Source organism: Sanguibacter sp. HDW7, from assembly GCF_011300875.1.
In the GTDB taxonomy this organism is placed as follows: Bacteria; Actinomycetota; Actinomycetes; order Actinomycetales; family Cellulomonadaceae; genus Flavimobilis.
In genome coordinates, this window is the sequence record NZ_CP049862.1 from 438,100 (window position 1) to 456,472 (window position 18,373).

The 18,373-nt window shown below is 73.8% G+C and carries 15 protein-coding genes; 8 read left to right on the forward strand and 7 right to left on the reverse strand.

What is annotated here, in order from left to right; genetic code table 11:
* Positions 1-4 precede the first annotated feature (4 nt).
* Positions 5-646: an NAD(P)H-dependent oxidoreductase gene (locus G7063_RS02040; protein ID WP_166412861.1), complete on the forward strand. Its 642-nt coding sequence runs from the start codon at positions 5-7 to the stop codon at positions 644-646.
* Positions 647-952: 306 nt separating this feature from the next.
* Here the strand turns inward: G7063_RS02040 and G7063_RS02045 are convergent, their stop codons facing one another.
* Positions 953-2,884 (reverse strand): bifunctional 3'-5' exonuclease/DNA polymerase, encoded by a 1,932-nt coding sequence (locus G7063_RS02045; RefSeq protein WP_166412862.1) that lies wholly within the window; start codon positions 2,882-2,884, stop codon positions 953-955.
* Between the two features lie 182 nt (positions 2,885-3,066).
* On the opposite strand from G7063_RS02045, the gene trpS reads away from it, so the two are divergent.
* The 4 genes from trpS (at position 3,067) to G7063_RS02060 (ending at position 6,233) form a co-directional block, all read left to right on the forward strand.
* Entirely contained in the window at positions 3,067-4,128 is a 1,062-nt protein-coding gene (gene trpS, locus G7063_RS02050; RefSeq protein ID WP_166412863.1) for a tryptophan--tRNA ligase, read from the forward strand.
* The gene (locus G7063_RS02055; RefSeq protein WP_166412864.1) at positions 4,128-4,742 is read left to right on the forward strand and encodes a hypothetical protein; all 615 of its coding nucleotides are present in this window, start codon (positions 4,128-4,130) and stop codon (positions 4,740-4,742) included. Before trpS ends, G7063_RS02055 begins: the two co-directional genes overlap by 1 nt.
* 19 nt (positions 4,743-4,761) lie before the next feature.
* Positions 4,762-4,884: a hypothetical protein gene (locus tag G7063_RS15390; protein WP_255454228.1), complete on the forward strand. Its 123-nt coding sequence runs from the start codon at positions 4,762-4,764 to the stop codon at positions 4,882-4,884.
* Positions 4,885-4,970: 86 nt separating this feature from the next.
* A complete protein-coding gene (locus G7063_RS02060; RefSeq protein WP_166412865.1) occupies positions 4,971-6,233 on the forward strand; it encodes a hypothetical protein in 1,263 nt (420 codons plus the stop codon).
* A 120-nt stretch (positions 6,234-6,353) separates the two neighbouring features.
* Here the strand turns inward: G7063_RS02060 and surE are convergent, their stop codons facing one another.
* From surE to G7063_RS02080, 4 genes are all read right to left on the reverse strand, one after another.
* On the reverse strand, positions 6,354-7,187 hold the full coding sequence (surE, locus tag G7063_RS02065; RefSeq protein ID WP_166412866.1) for a 5'/3'-nucleotidase SurE: 834 nt from the start codon (positions 7,185-7,187) through the stop codon (positions 6,354-6,356).
* 95 nt (positions 7,188-7,282) lie between these two features.
* A complete protein-coding gene (locus G7063_RS02070; protein ID WP_166412867.1) occupies positions 7,283-8,215 on the reverse strand; it encodes a PfkB family carbohydrate kinase in 933 nt (310 codons plus the stop codon).
* 36 nt (positions 8,216-8,251) lie between these two features.
* Positions 8,252-8,659, reverse strand: coding sequence for a DUF779 domain-containing protein (locus tag G7063_RS02075; protein WP_166412868.1), 408 nt, complete (start codon positions 8,657-8,659; stop codon positions 8,252-8,254).
* A gap of 165 nt (positions 8,660-8,824) precedes the next feature.
* Entirely contained in the window at positions 8,825-10,348 is a 1,524-nt protein-coding gene (locus G7063_RS02080; RefSeq protein WP_166412869.1) for an aldehyde dehydrogenase family protein, read from the reverse strand.
* 199 nt (positions 10,349-10,547) lie between these two features.
* On the opposite strand from G7063_RS02080, the gene G7063_RS02085 reads away from it, so the two are divergent.
* Together G7063_RS02085 and G7063_RS02090 are read left to right on the forward strand one after the other, a co-directional pair.
* A complete protein-coding gene (locus G7063_RS02085; protein WP_166412870.1) occupies positions 10,548-11,900 on the forward strand; it encodes a hypothetical protein in 1,353 nt (450 codons plus the stop codon).
* Complete coding sequence (locus G7063_RS02090; protein WP_166412871.1) at positions 11,900-13,156, forward strand: hypothetical protein; 1,257 nt, start codon at positions 11,900-11,902, stop codon at positions 13,154-13,156. The genes G7063_RS02085 and G7063_RS02090 overlap by 1 nt, the downstream gene beginning before the upstream one ends.
* Positions 13,157-13,202: 46 nt before the next feature.
* Here the strand turns inward: G7063_RS02090 and G7063_RS02095 are convergent, their stop codons facing one another.
* Together G7063_RS02095 and G7063_RS02100 are read right to left on the reverse strand one after the other, a co-directional pair.
* The gene (locus tag G7063_RS02095; RefSeq protein ID WP_166412872.1) at positions 13,203-14,573 is read right to left on the reverse strand and encodes a helix-turn-helix domain-containing protein; all 1,371 of its coding nucleotides are present in this window, start codon (positions 14,571-14,573) and stop codon (positions 13,203-13,205) included.
* Between the two features lie 235 nt (positions 14,574-14,808).
* Entirely contained in the window at positions 14,809-16,713 is a 1,905-nt protein-coding gene (locus G7063_RS02100; RefSeq protein ID WP_166412873.1) for a phosphoenolpyruvate carboxykinase (GTP), read from the reverse strand.
* 137 nt (positions 16,714-16,850) lie between these two features.
* On the opposite strand from G7063_RS02100, the gene G7063_RS02105 reads away from it, so the two are divergent.
* Positions 16,851-18,287: an XRE family transcriptional regulator gene (locus G7063_RS02105; protein ID WP_166412874.1), complete on the forward strand. Its 1,437-nt coding sequence runs from the start codon at positions 16,851-16,853 to the stop codon at positions 18,285-18,287.
* Positions 18,288-18,373: the final 86 nt, after the last annotated feature.

The following is an 18,373-nucleotide window of genomic DNA, read 5'->3' on the forward strand; positions in this document are numbered from 1 at the left end:
CCTGATGCCCCGCACGCTCGTCGTCGTCGGACACCCCCTGCCCGGCTCGTTCACCCGCGCCCTCGCCGACGCCTACGTCGCCGGTCTGCGGGCCGGGGGTGAGGACCGCGTCACGGTGCTCGAGCTCGCGACGGCGGACCTGCCCCACGATCCACCCGCACGCGCCGCGCTCCGTGCGCCCGACGGCGCGACCGACCATCTCGAGCCGGGCGTCGCCGCGATGGTCGACGCGCTCGAGGAGGCCGAGCACGTCGTGGTCCTCTTCCCGATGTGGTGGGGCGGGCCGCCCGCCGTCCTCAAGGCGTGGGCCGACCGCGTCGTGCTCTCCGGCGTGGCCTACCGGGGAGGCGGCGCCGCGCTCCCCGAGAAGCTTCTGCGCGGCCGCACCGCGCGGATCGTCATGACGATGGACTCCCCGCGCTGGTGGAACCAGCTCGTCTACCGCGACTCGGCCGTCACCCAGCTGAGCCGCGCGACCTTCTGGTACACGGGCGTCCGGACCGTCGGCGTCGACCGGCTCACCGTCGTCAAGACCTCGACGCCCGCACGGCGCGAGGCCTGGCTCGCGCGCGTCGCGTCGCGCGGACGACGCGACGCGACGCGGGGCGTCGCTCCGGGTCCGGTCCTCGATCTCGCGCGTCGCTGACGCCCACCCTGCGCACGGAGGCTACTTCGCGTCCCCGTAGCTGACGACGTTCGCGGGCGGGCACCCGCTGCAGCGGCTCCGAAGCGCGGTGCGTCCGCGGTGACGTCTGCGGTCGTGTCCCACCGTCGGCCCGTCGCGCCGACCTGGTCCTCTCGACGGCAGCCGGACGGCCCGTCGCGCCGACCTAGTCCTCTCGACGCGAGATAGTGCGCCGCAGCGACTACCTCGCGTCGACAGGACTAGGTGACGGCACACGGGACTAGGTGACGGCACGCTGGGCCCCGTCGCGGGCGGGTCCCGCGGGGGCTACTTCGCGTCCGCGTAGCTCGTCACCGCGGCGACGCTGAGGCGGAACTCCACGCCGTTCTCGCCCGCGGGGCCGAAGAGGATGCGCCCAGCCTCGACCGCCGACTCCTCGACGATCCGTACGACCTCGTCCGCGAGATGCGCGGGCGTGTGGATGACGACCTCGTCGTGGAGGAAGAAGACGAGGTGCGGCCCGGCGGTCGCCCCGAGGATGCCTCGGGAGGCGTCGTCGCCCGTGTCGGGCGATCCCGTGTCGGGCGATCCCGCGCCCAATGGTCCTGCGTCCGACGGTCCTGCGTCCGACGGTCCTGCGTCGGACGACCCTGCGTCGGACGACTCGGTGTCCGCGACCGCGAGCGCGTGGAGCCGTTGCCGGAGCACGGCCATCCAGCACAGGGCCCACTCGGCGGCGGTCCCCTGAACGATGAAGTTCCGGGTGAACCGTCCCCAGGCTCGGGCGCGCGACTGGCTCGCGGAGGCCGAGGACCGTTCGGCGCGCTCGACCGCGCGTTCGTCGGAGGGGCCCTCACCGCCGCCCTCGCCGGGCGGCCCCGCGAGCCCCGCACCGGCCCCGCCGCCGTCGTCCTGTGATCCGGTCCCGGGACGTCCCCACGCGCCGCCACCAGGGCTGACGCCACCGGACTCCGGCAGCGGCGACGTCCGCCCGAGCCACGTCATGACCTGCTCGCCGCGCTCCCCGGCCTCCGCGGCGCGCTCGACGAGGCCGATCGCGGCGGGGAACGCGCGTCGGAGCTGCGGCAGCACCTGCCCGGAGACACCCTGCGTGCCGCCGTACATCGCGCCGAGCATCCCGTACTTCGCGTGCTGCCGGTCGACGACGGCGCCCGAGGCGACGATGCCCTCGTACATGTCCGTCGCGCGGCCCGCACGCGCCATCGCGCCGTCGCCGCTCATCGCGGCGAGCACGCGGGGCTCGAGCTGGGCCGCGTCGGCGACGACGAAACGCCACCCGTCGTCGGCGCGCACCGCGTCGCGCACGACGTGCGGGAGCTGGAGGGCGCCGCCGCCGTCGGACGCCCAGCGGCCCGTGACGACGCCGCCGACGACGTAGACGGGTCGGAACCGGCCGTCGTGCACCCAGGTGTCGAGCCACGTCCAGCCGTTCGCGGTGAACAGGCGTGACATCGTCTTGTACTCGAGCAGGGGCGCGACGACGGGATGCGCGACCGCCTGCAGCTCCCACTTCGACGTCGAGGTGACGGGCAGGCCCGCGCGGCGCAGCGCGGCGAGGAGGTCGACGGGGGAGTCGGGGTTGACGGGGCCGACGCCGAGCGCGTCGCGGACCTCGGCGGCCTTGGCCTCCATGAGGGCGGGCCGGTAGCCGTCGGGCACGCGGGCGCCGAGCTCGCGCGCGAGGATCTGGTCGTGGACGTCGGCGCGCCAGGGCAGGCCGGCGGCGTGCATCTCGGCGGCGACGAGCGCGCCGACGGACTCGGCGGCGAGCAACGTACCGAGTCGTGCGGCGTGACGTCCCGCGGTCTGCAGCGCCATGAGCTGGGCACGGAGCTCGACGACAGGGTCGGGCGGAGGGGCTGCGCGGCCGAGCTCGAAGAGCGGCTCGGCGGTCGCGGGGGCGCCCGGTGCGGGGGCAGGGCGGCGTGGTGCGTCCCACGCGTCGGGGGCGCTGCGGCCGAGCACCGACATGGCTGTCCACAGGCTGTGCCGGAGGATGGCTCTGCACAGGCGCAGGTCGTGGCAGCGGTCGACGCGCACGCCGGCCGCGAGCAGCGGCGGGTAGGCGTGCTCGGTGTCCGCCCAGGTCCATCGTGGGTGGAGCGTGCGCTCGAGCTCGACGACGCTCGCTGCGAGCGCGTCGTCGTCGACCGTGCGCAGGATGCGCGGCGGACCGTCCGCGCTCACGGTCGTGAGCGCGGTGCGGCCCCCGGGCATGGGGACGACGACGACGTACATGCCGTCATTCTCCGACGAGCCACCGACATCCGGCGCAGGGGTAGCCTTGCCCCATGACTTCGCACGCGTGGTGGTGGCTGCAGCTGCAGCCGTGACCCGACGTGTCCACCGAGCTGCCCCGTGCAGCCTCGGCAGACGACCGGTGCGACGGGACGCTCCCTCGAGAATCCTGGAGATGCACCATGTCCGAGACCGCGACCCTCGACGCTGCGCGCGCCCGCAGCGCCCGCCTCGAGCAGCAGATCGCCCAGAACCCCGGCCAGTTCCGCGTCCTCACGGGTGAGCGCCCGACGGGGCCGCTGCACCTCGGCCACCTCGTCGGCACGCTCGCCAACCGGGTGCGTCTGCAGGAGGCGGGGGTCGAGCTCATGCTCATCCTCGCGGACTACCAGGTCATCACGGACCGTGACGAGATCGGCGACCTGCGCGCGACGATCCGCGAGATCCTCCTCGACTACGTCGCCGTCGGCATCGACGTCGAGAAGGCGACGATCTTCACGCACTCGTCGGTCCCCGCGCTCAACCAGCTGCTCCTGCCGTTCCTCTCGCTCGTCTCCGTCGCGGAGCTCGACCGCAACCCGACGGTCAAGGCGGAGACGGCCGCGACGGGCGGCCGTGCGATGAGCGGCCTCATGCTCACGTACCCCGTGCACCAGGCGGCGGACATCCTCTTCTGCCACGGCAACGTCGTGCCCGTCGGGCAGGACCAACTGCCGCACCTCGAGATGACGCGCGTCGTCGCCCGCCGCTTCAACCAGCGGTACTCGCCGGACGCGCCGTACTTCCCCGAGCCCGCCGCGCTGCTCGCCCCGTCGCCGACCGTGCTCGGCACGGACGGCACGAAGATGAGCAAGTCGCGCGGCAACGCGCTCATGCTCTCGGCGACGGAGGACGAGACGGCGCGCTGGGTCAAGCGTGCGAAGACCGACACGGAGCGACGCATCACGTACGACCCCGCGAGGCGTCCGGAGGTCGCGAACCTCCTCGACCTGCTGGCGCTCGCGACGGGCGAGGACGCGGCCGCGGCCGCCGAGCGCATCGGCGACGGCGGCGCGGGCGTCCTCAAGCGTGAGCTCACGGAGGCGCTCGTCGAGCACCTCCGCCCCCTGCGGGAGCGGCGTGCCGCCGCGGCGTCGTCGGGCGACGACGTGCTCGAGATCCTGCGCCGCGGCAACGCGCGCGCGAACGAGCTCGCGGACGCGACGCTCGCCGACGTCCGACGACTCATGGGGACCGACTACTGATGCCTGATCATCCTCGTCACTCGGCGGCCGTCGACCTCGCGCTCCTCGAGGGCGCGGTGCACGTCTGGTACCGCGAGCGGTCCGTGCTGCGGTTCCGCGCGCGGGCCCTGCTCGTCGTCGGGGTCGTCCTGGCCGTGCTGGTCGTCGGGCTCGTTGTCGAGCAGCTGCGGGTGCCGGCGGTCCTCACGGTCGTGCTGCTTGCGCCGGCTGCGGTCGCGGCTGCCGCGGTCGTCGTGCGCGCCGGGGACGTGTGGGGACTCGACGAGGGGTTCGCGCTCGCGGTGCGGGCCGACGGGCTCGTGCTTCCGCGCTTCGGGTTCGTGCCGTGGGAGCAGGTGACGGGCGTGCGAGTCGTCGACGACGAGGCGTCCGGCGTCGTGCCGCGCTTCCAGGCGTGGCTCGGCGTGCGGTCGGTGCGGATCCTCCACGTGTACGTCGACGACGTCGCGGCGCTCGCGTCGCGTGCGCCGGCCCGCTGGGCACGGCAGGTTGCCACGGATCCGGCGGCGCGACGGCGCGGCTGGGCGTTCGCGCCCGAGGCGCAGGTCGAGGACGGCGCGTACGCGGAGGTGCTGTCCGCGGTGAGGGAGCACGCGCCGCACCTGCTGGGCTGACCTGGGCGTTCGCGCGTCGGTGAGCGATCTGGCGCACCGCCTGCGCGGCTGGGTGTTCGCGCCGTCGGCCCAGCTCGAGGAGCGCAGTCTCGCGCGCATCGTCGACGCGATCTGGGAGCACGGGCTCCAGGTTCTCTGCTGAGGACCGTCCCGGACGAAAGTCGCTTCCTGGGCGGACAGGGCGCGCTACTCTCCTTCTAGAGAGGGTGGCCAGGGAGCGGGGGCGCTGTGCGACGGACAACGGTGTTGTGGGGTGCGGCGGCCTGCGTCGTGCTCGCTGCGTGCACGGGGCAGGGCCCCGCAGACCCGGCGTCGCCGCCGACCGCGGACGCGCCGTCGTCGACGGTGGACCGCGCGACAGATCCGTCGGGCACGCCCGGACCGACAGGCGACGGCGCGACGACCCCCGGCGCCACGGGCGACGGCCCGAGCGCAACCCCGAGCGGCACCCCGGCAGAGGCGATGCTCCGATGGGCCGACGGCACACCCGTCGAGGGTGCGCAGCTCGATCTCGGTGCCGCCTCCCGCGTGCGGCTCGGCACGGACGTCACGCACGTGCGGGACGTCCCCGCGGAGCCCGGCCGCTTCTCCCTGCTCGACGACCTGCGCCCGGACGGCTCGTTCCTCACGCTCGCCGCGGACGCGGGCGGGACCGGTGGCGGGACCGCGATCGGCGCGCTGCGCGAGGTGACGGCGACGGGCGAACGCACGCTGCGGCCGCCGCCCGACACCGACCTCGACCGGCTCACGTCGATCGCCTCGATGCGACGCGTCGACGGTGGCATCGCGTGGATCGAGGTGCTCGACGGCGGCGCGCCGCGACGGCTCGTGCTCGCGCCGGACGGGTCCTCGCAGGGAAGGGCGGTCCGGAAGGCTGCGAGCGACGGTGATGCGCCGGCTGCGCTCGCACGCTGGGGAGCGGTGCTCCTTGACGGTCGCGTCCTCGCCTGGGACGGCACGGTGACGGGGGAGCCGGCGGAGCCGGCGCTTGGGCTGCGTCACGTCGAGGCCGGCGACGACGTCGTCGAGACGCGGTGCGACCTCGAGGCGTGCGAGATCGTGCTCATCACCGAGGGCGGTCGACGGGAGCCGCTGCTGCGCGGCCCGCTCGGGATGTGGGTCTTGGTCGCGGACGGCCGCTACGTCGTTGCCGTCGTCGATCGTGAGGACGGGACGTCGACGACCTGGGGTGTCGACACCCGCGAACGCACGGCGGTGCGCATCGTCGGCGAGCTGTGGGGCAGCGCCATGAGCGAGGGGCGGATCCTCGCGTTCGACGACCCGGACGCCCGCGTTGTCGTCGTCGATCTGGCGGCCGGGACTGTCGAGCAGCTCCGCGTCGAGACCGGGGCCCATGGCTATGAGATCGCGGGCGACCTCATCGCGGTGACGACCGGCTACAGCGAGGGAGCGGGGGCCGACGGCGACGGCGGAGACGTGCTGCGCTGGCCGCACGGGGCCGCGCGTCGAGCGGCGGATCCTGCACGGTAGGGGCGCTCGCGTCGACGACGTTCGATGCGACGGGGCTCGGTGCGCCGAGGAGCTTTCGCGCCCGGCCGGGAGCGACCGCGGGACCGAGGTCGCCAGGCCTTGGCTGACCAGCCAGGGCGGTCACCTGTCGACCGGGAGGTCCTGTCCGGTGAGCACGCCTGCGTCGACGAGGTCGACGGGCGCGTCCTTGCGCGTCGGCCCGGGCTCGTCGGACGGCAACGGAGCGTCGTCGTCGGCGACGGGCGCACGCAGCAGCGACACCGTCGCCCACCCGCGCGAGAGCAGCCCCGCGTCCGAGCGGGGCTCGCTCGACGCGTCCGTGCCCGTGTACGTGAGCGTGAGGTGACCCTGGTCGAGCTCGCGGATGCGAGCGTGGACCATGCCGAAGCTCGCGAGCGGTGCACGACGCAGCCCGATGACGTCGGCGAGCGGCCGGTCGGGCACGTTGAGGTTGACGACGCCGCTCGGGTCGGGGTGCTCGAGCAGCCACGCGAGCACACGGGCCGTGAAGTGCTCGGCGGTGTCCCAGTGCTGCGGGTCCGCGGAGTTGAGCGACACCGCCATGCCGAGGATCTTGTGGGTGCTCGCGGCGTGCGCGGCGCCGACCGTCCCCGAGTGCAGGGTCGCGTGCCCTGTGTTGGCGCCGCGGTTGACGCCCGAGAGCACGAGGTCGGGCGCGGGCCCGAAGCCGCCGTGGGCGGCGACCATCGTGATGAGCGCGGGCGTCGCCCGGACGCCGAACGACTCGACGCCGTCGGGGAGCCCCGGTGGGGAGCGACGTTCGACGACGAGCCGCCCGTCGTCCTCCGCCCCCATGAGGGACGCGCTCGCGCCCGAGGACTCGCGTCGCGGTGCCGCGACGACGACGTCGTGACCGGCGGCGAGCGCGACGCGTGCGAGCACCGTGAGCCCGGGGGAGTCGATGCCGTCGTCGTTCGTGATGAGCGTGCGCACGTGAGACCTCCTCGTCTCGTCCTTCCTCCACCCTGCACCGGACGGCCTGATCCCGCAGGGTGGCAGCTCCCGGTTCGTCGGCCCGGATGCCCGGTTCAGTCGGTGAGGGGGTCGATGCGGATCTCGCTCGCCCACCGCTCGACCTGCTCGCGGCGACCCGTGCCGAGGCCGTGGCGGGTGACGTTGAGCGCGCCCGCGGCCGCGCCGAGCCGCACGGCCTCGACGAGCGGCTCGCCGCGCGCGAGGCCGACGGCGATCCCGGCCGTCATCGAGTCGCCTGCGCCCCGGTGGTCGACGGTCGTCATAGGAGGCGTCGTCACGAGGAACGACGTGTCGGCGGCGACGAGGAGCGCGGGCTCGCCCGCCCGTGAGACGACGAGCGCTCCGAGGCCGTCGGCGACGAGCCCCCGTGCGGCGGCGGCGAGCGCGGGAAGGCTCGGGTCTGCGGCGAACCCGCCGTCGACGAGCTCCTCGTGGCTCATCTTGAGGACGATGCCCTCGACGTCGGCCACGGCGCGGGCCTGCGTGCCGGAGAGGTCCGCGACGACCGTGCGGTCCGCGGCCCGCAGGTCGCGGGCTAGGCGTCCGAGGACGTCGGGGGCGAGCGTCGGGTCCCGCGTGCCCGTGAGCACGCACGCGTCGGAGTCGAGCGACGCGACGAGGAACGTCCCGTAGAGGTCGTCGACGACGTGGCGGTCGAGCGTCCGCGACGGCTGCCGAGCGAGCTCGAGCCGCTCGCCGCCCCGTCGGTCGTGGACGTACGCGCCGGTCGGTGGGCCGGGAGTCGTGCGCAGGTCGATGCCCTCCTCGCGGGCGAGGTGCGCGACGACGGTCCCGGTCTCCCCGCCGACGGAGGCGCACGCCGTGACGGTCGCCCCGAGGGAGCGCGCCATGCGCGCGAGCCACAGCCCCTGCCCGCCGGCGTGGACGTGGATCTCGGGCGAGTCGAGCTCGGTCGAGACCTCGACGGTCACGGTGAGCAGCGGGTCGGGAGCGAGGACGACGACGTGGGGCGAGGTGGTTTCCATCCCCGAGCATAGGCACGGGTCGGTGCGCCGCGCTCCCTAGGCGAACGGCTCCGACTCGTCCATGAGGCGGGAGCGGATGACGAAGCGCACGCCCTCGGGAGCCTCAACGGAGAAGCCGGCGCCGCGGCCGGGCACGACGTCGACCGTGAGGTGGGTGTGGGACCAGTAGGCGAACTGCTCGGACGACATCCAGAACTCGAGGGGCTGTGCCTCGTCCCCGTCCGGGGCGAGGTCGAAGCGGCCGAGCAGCACGTCGCGCTCAGTCGTGAGGAGCTCCCCCGCGGGGAAGCACATGGGGCTCGACCCGTCGCAGCAGCCGCCGGACTGGTGAAACATGAGCGGCCCGTGCTGGACCCACAGGCGGCGCAGCAGGTCGAGGGAGTCGTCGGCGAGCGCGACGCGTGAGCGGGTCTCGCCGGGGATCGTCACGTCGGCGTCGAGCATGAGGTGTCCTTCGTGTGGGGGCAGGGCGTCCGGCGTCCCCTCCCGCTCCCTCGACCCCGACCCGTAGCGCCTGTGCACACCGGGGGAGTGTGCACAGACGCTACGAGTCGGTCTGAGGGGTGGGCAGGTGGGGCGGTGCCGTGCCGGGTCGCGGCCGGGCCGGGTCTAGAAGAAGCCGAGCGCGTCGTCGGAGAACGACACGAGCAGGTTCTTCGTCTGCTGGTAGTGCGAGAGGGCGAGCTTGGAGTTCTCGCGGCCGATGCCGGAGGACTTGTAGCCGCCGAACGCCGCGCCTGCGGGGTAGGCGTGGTAGTTGTTCACCCAGACACGTCCGGCCTGGATGGCGCGCCCGGCCCGGTAGGCGAGCGTGCCGTTGCGGGTCCACACGCCCGCGCCGAGCCCGTAGAGGGTGTCGTTGGCGAGGGCGATCGCGTCGTCGTAGTCGGAGAAGCTCGTCACGGCGACGACGGGGCCGAAGATCTCCTCCTGGAAGATCCGCATGGAGTTCTGGCCCTCGAAGATCGTCGGCGCGACGTAGTACCCGTCGGTGAGGTCGCCGCCGAGGTCGACGCGCTCGCCGCCCGTGAGGAGCTTGGCGCCCTCCTTCTGGCCGATGTCGATATAGCTGAGGATCTTCTCGAGCTGGTCGTTCGACGCCTGCGCGCCGACCTGCGTCCCGGTGTCGAGCGGGTTGCCCTGGACGATCTTCTGCGTGCGGATGACGGCGTCGCCGAGGAAGTCGTCGTAGATCGACGCCTGGATGAGCGAGCGTGACGGGCAGGTGCAGACCTCGCCCTGGTTGAACGCGAAGAGCACGAAGCCTTCCTGCGCCTTGTCGTAGTAGGCGTCGCGCTGCTGGGAGACGTCCTCGAAGAAGATGTTGGGGCTCTTGCCGCCGAGCTCGACGGTCGACGGGATGAGGTTCGCGGACGCGTACTGGAGGATGAGGCGGCCGGTAGTGGTCTCGCCCGTGAACGCGATCTTGCGGATGCGGGTCGAGCTCGCGAGGGGCTTGCCGGCCTCGAGGCCGAAGCCGTTGACGACGTTGACGACGCCGGGCGGCAGGATGTCGGCGAGCAGCTCCATGAGGACGAGGATCGAGACGGGGGTCTGCTCGGCGGGCTTGAGGACGATCGCGTTGCCGCCGGCGAGCGCGGGCGCGAGCTTCCACGTGGCCATGAGGATCGGGAAGTTCCAGGGGATGATCTGCCCGACGACGCCGAGGGGCTCGGCGTAGTGGTAGGCGACGGTGTCGCCGTTGAGCTCGGTGAACTCACCCTCCTGGGCGCGGATGAGAGAGGCGAAGTAGCGGAAGTGGTCGGCGGCGAGGGGGATGTCGGCGCCGAGGGTCTCGCGGACGGGCTTGCCGTTGTCCCAGGTCTCGGCGATGGCGAGCATCTCGCGGTTGGCGTCGATGCGGTCGGCGATCGCGTTGAGAACTGCGGCGCGCTCGGTCGCGGTCGTGCGGCCCCAGGCGGGTGCGGCCTTGTGGGCGGCGTCGAGGGCCGCCTCGATGTCTTCGGCGGTGCCGCGGCCGACCTCGGCGAACGGCTTGCCGTTGACGGGGGAGATGTCCTCGAAGTAGCGGCCCTGGACGGGGGCGACCCACTCGCCGCCGATCCAGTGCTCGTAGCGGGGCTTGAAGGTGACGAGCGAGCCGGCGGTCCCGGGCGGCGCGTAGACGGTCATGGTGCTCCTTCGACGTCGTTGTCGGCGGTCTGGCTCGTGTGAGCCACGTCACACACGCTAGAGCGGTAGGGGTTGCACGACGTTGCACCGCAGGTCGGGACGCCATGCGGCCGCCGTCGACGCCGGCGCCGCGGGTCCGCTAGCGTCGAGCCGTCACCGGCGACGAGGTCGGTGACATGGCAGGCGGGGAGGGGGCGAGGTGCGGAACGTCGGACGCAGGGGCACGACGGGTGCGCGCAGCCGTGCCGTCGGCGCCGCGGCGTTGCTCGCGCTCGCCGCGGGTGGCCTCGCCGCGTGCACGCCGGCTCCGACGCCCACGGCTCCGACGCCCGTCTCGACGACGCCCGCACCGACGGTGACGACGGACGAGCCCTCGACCGATCCCGAGACAGAGATCCCCGGGGGCGTCTTCCCGGGGTTTCCGACCGACGAGCCCACCGTCGAGCCGGAGGAGCCGCTCCGGTGGGCCGACGGCTCCGAGATCGAAGGAACCCTCCTCGACACGGGTACTGCCCGGCGCCTCGGCCCGGACGCCCTCACCGTCCTGCGGGAGCTCGAGTCCCCCGAGGGGCTCAGCCTCAACCTCCTGGACGTCGCCGTCGACGGCACGGTCCTCGTCTCGGACGTCGGCGAGCAGCGCTACGTCGAGCGCGAGGACGGCAGCGTCACCGTCGAGGCCACCGAGGGCTCAGTCGTGAGGGTCGTCGGGCCCAGGGGTGAGAAGGTCCTCACCTCGCCGTCGAAGGAGCCCGAGGAGACCTACTCGGGTCTCCTCCTGCCTGACGGCTCGGCCGTGTGGTTCGGTTCCCTGCTCGAGGAGAGCGCCGAGAACCACGTGTACCGCGCGCCGGCGGGGAGCACGAAGGGCGCCGAGGTCACCGGAGGCAAGGATGACGGGCCCGACGGCTTCGCGGGCTACCTCGACGACGGCATCGTGCTGCGCGACGGCAGGCTCCGCGCCTGGGACGGCACGACGCGCACGTTCATCGATCCGCTCGGCGAGGGCTCCGGCGTCCAGCGCGCCGGGTGCGCGCGCGAGGAGTGCCCGCTCATCCGGGAGGACGTGACGTTCGACGACGACGCCGCCGAAGGCGACGCGACGGGGTACCTGCGCCCCGCGCACACGACGGTGTCGTTCCTCGAGGACGGTGCGTCGACCCCTGTGCTGACGTACGGGGGCGGTGGCTCGGTCGTCGGCGCGTACGAGCAGTGGATCGTCGTCGCGAACTTCAGCCCCGAGTCGGGCCACCGGACGTGGATACTCGACACGTCGAACCGCACGGCCCGCTACCTCGCCGACCTGCCGAGCTTCGCGCTCGCGGGCCCACGACTCGTGTGGGGGACGTACCAGTACAACGGTGAGCTCGACGACGAGGGGGGTGACGTCCACGTGCTCGACGTGCGGACCGGGGACCTCGCGCGCATCGTCGTCGACGAGGCCGTGGGCTGGCCGAGAGTCGCCGGCGACATCGTCGCATGGACCCGCCAGGCTGCGGATGGCAGCCTGGGCCGCACCGGCGCCGTCGCGCGCTTCGGCAAGGACGTCCCGTGATGCGCGCCCTGCGCGCCCTGTGCGCGGGAGTCGCTGCCGCGGCGCTGCTCGCGCTCGCGGCCTGCACGCCGTCGAGCACCGACCCGACTCCGCCGCCGACGTCGCCGCCGACCGTGACGCCCGCGCCGTCGTCGACCACGACGCCCGAACCGCCGTCCGACCCGGACCCGACGGTGCCGGACGACCTCGCGACCGTGGGGGCGCAACCGATGACGTGGGCCGACGGAACGCTCGTCGACCTCGTGCCCCTCGACCCGGGCCTCGCCCGGCGGCTCGACGCGGCGAGCCTCCGGACCGTCGCTCGACCGCAGGCCGCGGACGGAAACGAGCTCGTGCTGCTCGGCCTCGGTGACGACGGTTCCGCGCTCGTCGCCGACGCGACGCAGGCCACGAACATCGACGAGGCGGAATCCCGCACGACGCGGCTGCGGTTCGAAGGACCGGGTGGCGCGCGCGAGCTCGACCCGCGGCCTGGTGACGGCCTGTTCTACGGCGGGCGCGTCCTCGATGACGGTGGCGCGCTCGGGTTCCGCTACAGCTCGGAGGGGAACTTCGACGGCGATGTCCTTCACTTCCGCGCCGGTGAGAACCGGTCCGAGCGCATTGACCTTCAGGGCGGGCGAGTCCTCGACGCGGGGGTGCTCGGCGTGGACGGCTCCCTCACGACGTGGGACGGGAAGGAGCGCCCGACGGGGTTCACGACCACTCCCGATACCGCCGACGTCTTCGCCACGGAGTGCAGCACGGGCGACTGCTTCTGGAGCACCCGCTATGACGAGTCGGTCGAGGCGTTCGAGCAGTCGGGTGCGCTCGTGCGGACCGTCGACGGCTCCGCCGAGGTCGTCGCGCACATCCCCGCGAACGCCCTGCTCATCGGGGCCGACGGGGACACCGTCGTCCTGCACTACTACGTGGCTGACGAGGTCGGGTGGAGGCTCGTGATCCTCGACGTCGCCGCACGGACCGCGAGGACGGTCGCCCACGTCGGGGTCGCGGACTTCGACGATGGCAGGCTCGCGTGGTCGGGCATCGACCCGCTCGTGTGGAACTCCGGCGAGGGCGGGGGGCGGGCCAGCGACGTCCATGTGCTCGACCTCGCCACCGGTGCCCTCGTGCGCATCCCGCTGCAGGCCCCGGCCTACCAGGTGTTCGCTCGTGGGACGCACCTCGCGTGGACCCTCGTCGGGGAGTCGCAGGAGGACCCCGTGACCCACGGTGTCGTCGTCGACCTCCCGGCAAAGCTCCTCGCGGGCTGACGTGTCGGGGGCCGCACGCCGCAGGACGGCCGCGAGCGCCCCGGGCTCAGTCCGCGACGAGCTCGGCCTCGAGCCGCTCGAGGTGGAGGACGACGCCCGCCCGGCGCGGTGAGCGCGCCGGCAGGAGGCGCAGGGCGGTGCGCCACACGTCGACGTCGTCAGTTCCGTCGGGCGTGCGCGCGAACTCGAGGAGCGCCTCGACCGAGCCGTCGGTGACGAGCGCCTCCCGCAGGCGCTCGCGGACGAGGTCGCGGAGCACGACGACGCTCGGCGCGGTCGACGACGGCAGGACCGGGCCGGGGTAGGCGGCGAGCGCGACGCGGTGAGCGCCCCGCTCGAGGAACGCGAGGACGCGGTGCGCGTCGAGGTCGAGCGGTGCGGGCAGGCGGTAGGGGCGCGCGAGCGGGACGAGGTCCGGGGCTGCATCCTCGAGGATCTTGCGCAGGCGCACCATCTCGGCGCGGAGCGTGACGACGGCATCGTCGCGGCCGTAGACGGCCTCGGCGAGCTCTGCGGCGCTGAGGCCCGCGGGCCGGTCGGCGAGCACGGTGAGGATCTCGGCGTGGCGTGCGGAGAGCGTCGTCGTGCCGTCGGGCGTGCGCAGGGCGGCGTCGTCGCGGCCGAGCACGCACAGGGCCGGACGCGCCGACGCGGGGCCCTGACTCCTGGACGCGACGACGACGGGGCGGGAGGGCGCACCCGCGGGCTCGGCGTGGGGGACGGCCACGCCGAGCTCCGCGTCGTGCGGTCGGTGGCCGGGCGCATGGGGCGCGTCCGGGAGGGGTGCCTGCCCGTGCCCGACGGACGCGAGCGCCGTCGGTGGGGGGAGCGACGTCGGGCGGTCGCCGGGCGACGCGAGGGCGAGCTCGGCCTCCGCGGCGGCGGCCGTGGCCTCGAGGAGCGGCAGGACGCCCGCAGCGACGGCGGCGTCACCTCCCGTGACGTCGAGGACACCGAGGAGCGTGCCGGTCGCGCGGTCGCGCAGGGGGACAGCGCTGCACGACCACGGGTGGACCATCCGCGCGAAGTGCTCGTCGCGGCGGATCTGCACGGCGCGGCCGAGCGCGAGGGCGGTGCCCGGTGCGCTCGTGCCGGCGACGGCCTCGGACCAGTCCGCGCCCTCGAGGAAGGCCATGTTCTCGGCGCGGCGGCGTGCCGTGCGGTCACCGTCGACCCAGAGGAGGCGGCCGGCGCGGTCGCCGAGCGCGACGACGAGGCCTGCGTCGGTCGCGTACCGCACGAGCAGCCGCTCGACGACGGGCCAGGCGAGCGACAGGGGGTGCTCGGCGCGGTAGGCGCGCAGGAGGTCGTCGGGCACGTCGAGCATGCCGGGCACGGCGTCGGGGTCGAGCGCGGCGGAGCGGCGCCACGACTCGGCGACGAGCCGCCGTGGCTGACCGGGCGCAGACCCGCGCATCGCACACCCCTCCGTCGTGGTCGCACCCCCGCGCGTCCCCAACCTACCCTGGGACGAAGGTCCCAACCAGAGCACACCGCCCCGTTCGCGCCCTCCCGTCCGTGCCCTCCGGGACCGCGCGACCTAGTCCTCCTGGTGCGACCTAGAACGGGAGACGTCCTAGGTCGCACCAGGAGGACTAGGTGGCCGACGCGCTGCGACGCTCTCCGGCTGCCCGAGGGAGAACCGGTCGTCGTCAGCGGGTCAGGCGGGCGCGAAGCGTCGACAGCTCCGTGCGGAGCGCGGTGGGGACGCGGTCGCCGAACTGCGCGAAGAACTCCTCCGTGAGCGTCGCCTCGTGCAGCCACGCGTCACGGTCGACGCGGAACAGCTCGTCGAGCGCACCCGCGGCGAGGTCAAGACCAGTGACGTCGAGCGACCCGTCCGCCGGGACCCGCCCGACGGCAGTGTCCCGCGCACCCGGCACGGGGCCGCCCCACGGGCGGACGTCGTCCTCGACGCCGGGACGCTCCGCGCTCGCCCCCTCGGGCCGCGAGCGCAGGTCCGTGCGCCGCAGCAGCCACTCGACGACGCGCGAGTTCTCGCCGAAGCCCGGCCACAGGAAGCTGCCGTCGGCGCCCTTGCGGAACCAGTTGACCTGGAAGATCACCGGCCGCCGCGCCGGGTCGAGGCGCGCCCCGACGTCGAGCCAGTGCTGCCAGTGGTCGGCCATGTTCATCCCGCAGAACGGCAGCATCGCGAACGGGTCGCGACGCAGCTCGCCGACGGTGCCCTCGGCTGCCGCCGTCTGCTCGGAGGAGACGGTCGCGCCCATGAGCACGCCGTGCTGCCACGAGTACGCCTCGGCGACGAGCGGCACGTTCGACGCGCGGCGCCCGCCGAGGACGATCGCGTCGAGGGCGACGCCGTCGGGGTCCTCCCAGTCGTGTGCGATCGTCGGGCACTGCGCGGCTGCGACGGTGAAGCGCGCGTTGGGGTGCGCGGCGGGCCGGCCGCAGCCCGGCGTCCAGTCCTGCCCCTGCCAGTCGGTGAGGTGTGCGGGCGGCTCCTCCGTCATGCCCTCCCACCACACGTCGCCGTCGTCCGTGAGGGCGACGTTCGTGAAGATCGTGTCGCGCGCGACCGTGCGCATGGCCGTCGGGTTCGTCGACCAGCCCGTGCCGGGCGCGACGCCGAAGAACCCGGCCTCGGGGTTGATGGCGCGCAGCCGGCCGTCGGGACCGGGGCGCATCCACGCGATGTCGTCGCCGATGGTCTCGACGCTCCACCCGGGGACCGTCGGCTCGAGCATCGCGAGGTTCGTCTTGCCGCACGCCGACGGGAACGCGGCGGCGAGGTGGTAGTCGTGGCCCTGGGGGCTCGTCGCGCGGACGATGAGCATGTGCTCGGCGAGCCAGCCCTCGGCGCGGCCCATCGTCGAGGCGATGCGCAGCGCGAAGCACTTCTTGCCGAGCAGCGCGTTGCCGCCGTAGCCCGAGCCGTACGACCAGATCTCGCGGGTCCGGGGGAAGTGGGCGATGTACTTCGTCGGGCTGCACGGCCACGGCACGTCGGCCTGCCCGGGCTCGAGCGGCGCACCGAGCGTGTGGACGGCCGGTACGTACGACGCGCCGTGGTCGATCATGCGGAGCACCTCGCGCGAGACGCGCGTCATGACGTGCATGGAGACGACGACGTACAGGGAGTCGGTGATCTCGATGCCGACCTGCGAGATCGGCCCGCCGAGCGGCCCCATGGAGAACGGGACGACGTACATCGTGCGGCCGCGCATCGCGCCGCGGACGACGCCGTGGAGCTCTCGCCGCATCGAGGTCGGGTCGCGCCAGAGGTTCGTCGGGCCCGCGTCGGCCTCGTCGTCCGAGCAGATGAACGTGCGCGACTCGATGCGTGCGACGTCGGACGGGTCGGAGCGCGCGAGGTAGGAGCCGGGCCGCCTGGCCGGGTCGAGCGGGAGGAGGGTGCCCGCCTCGACCATGAGCGCGGTGAGGCGGGTGCGCTCGTCGGCGGAGCCGTCGCACCAGACGATCTCGTCGGGCTCGAGGAGGTCGGCGACGGCGGAGACCCAGGCACGTGCCGCGAGCTGGCGGCCGTCGCACGTCGTCGTCGGGGGCAGCGTGGGTGCGGGGGCGGTGATGCTCATCGGCCTCTCCTCGTCGTCGATGTCGGGCTCGTGGCGGAGGCCTGAGCCTCGCCGTGCTCCCACTCTCGCCCTGCCCGTGCACGGTTTCACCGCGCGATCCCTGGAAAGAATCGCCGATCTTTCACTAGGGTGAAGCGATGGACCTCCTCATCCTGGGCCGACGCATCCGGCACTTCCGCACCGCCGCGGACCTCACGCTCGACGACGTCGCGGGCGTCACCGGACTTGCGCCCTCGCAGCTCTCCCAGATCGAGAACGGCAAGCGCGAACCGCGCATCTCAGCGCTCGGCGCGCTCGCGGCCGCGTTCGGGGTGACGGTCCAGGACCTCCTCGCGGAGGAGCCGCCGTCGCCGCGCGCCGCGCTCGAGGTCGAGCTCGACCGGGCGCAGCGCGGCTCGACGTACGGCCGCCTCGGGCTGCCCGAGGTCAAGGCGTCGGCCAAGCTTCCGCAGCCCGTCCTCGAGAGCCTCGTCGGCCTCCACCGCGAGCTCGCCCGACGTGACCGCGAGGCCGTCGCGACCCCCGAGGCCGCGCGCGCCGCGAACCTCGAGCTGCGCACCGCGATGCGCGACCGCGACAACCACCTGCCAGAGATCGAGTCTGCGGCCGAGGACCTCGTGCGTCGCGCGGGCTACGTCGGCGGGCCTCTCACGCACCGCACGGTCGCGCGCGCCGCGGAGCTCCTCGGCTTCGAGATCCTCCACTCGGGCGAGCTGCCGCGCTCGACGCGCACCGTCACGGACCTCGCGTCGGGCCGCATCTACCTCCCGCCCGCGTCGATCCCCGGCGGTCACGGGCTGCGTTCGCTCGCGCTCCAGGCCCTCGCGCACCGCGTGCTGGCGCACAGCCGCCCCGAGTCGTACGCCGACTTTCTGCGGCAGCGTCTCGAGATCAACTACTTCGCGTCCGCGTGCCTCGTGCCGCGCTCGGTCGCGGTGCCGTGGCTGACCGAGCGCAAGAAGGAGCGCGACCTCGCGGTCTCCGACTTCCGCGACGCGTTCGGCGTCTCGCACGACGCGGCGGCGCAACGCTTCACGAACCTCGCGACCGTCGACCTCGGCATCCACCTGCACTACCTGCGCGTCACGGGCGAGGGGACGCTCCTGCGCGGCTACGAGAACGACGGGGTGCGCTTCCCGAGGGACGTCACCGGCGCGATCGAGGGCCAGACGGTGTGCCGCAGCTGGGCGGCCCGGCAGGCGTTCACGTCCCGCGACCGCACGAGCGAGTACTACCAGTACACCGACAAGCCCGGCGGCACGTACTGGTGCTCGACGCAGACGGGCACCGCGGAGAACGGCGAGTTCTCCATCTCCGTCGGCGTGCCCTTCGCGGACGTCCGCTGGTTCCGGGGCCGTGAGACCGGCCGACGCATGACGTCGACGTGCCCCGACGCCGCATGCTGCCAGCGGCCTGCCGCCGCGCTCGAGGAGCGGTGGGCCGACGCCGCATGGCCGAGCGCGAAGATGCACCAGCACGTCCTCGCGGCGCTCCCGACGGGCCGCTTCCCGGGCGTCGACGACGCCGAGGTCTATCGCTTCCTCGACCGCCACGCGCCGGTGACCGACGACTGACGGAAGCGGTGAGCGCCCGCGTCCGCGAGATCGTCACCTTCCCGCGACCTGGTCCTCCTGGTGCGACCTAGGGCGGCAGCAGTCCT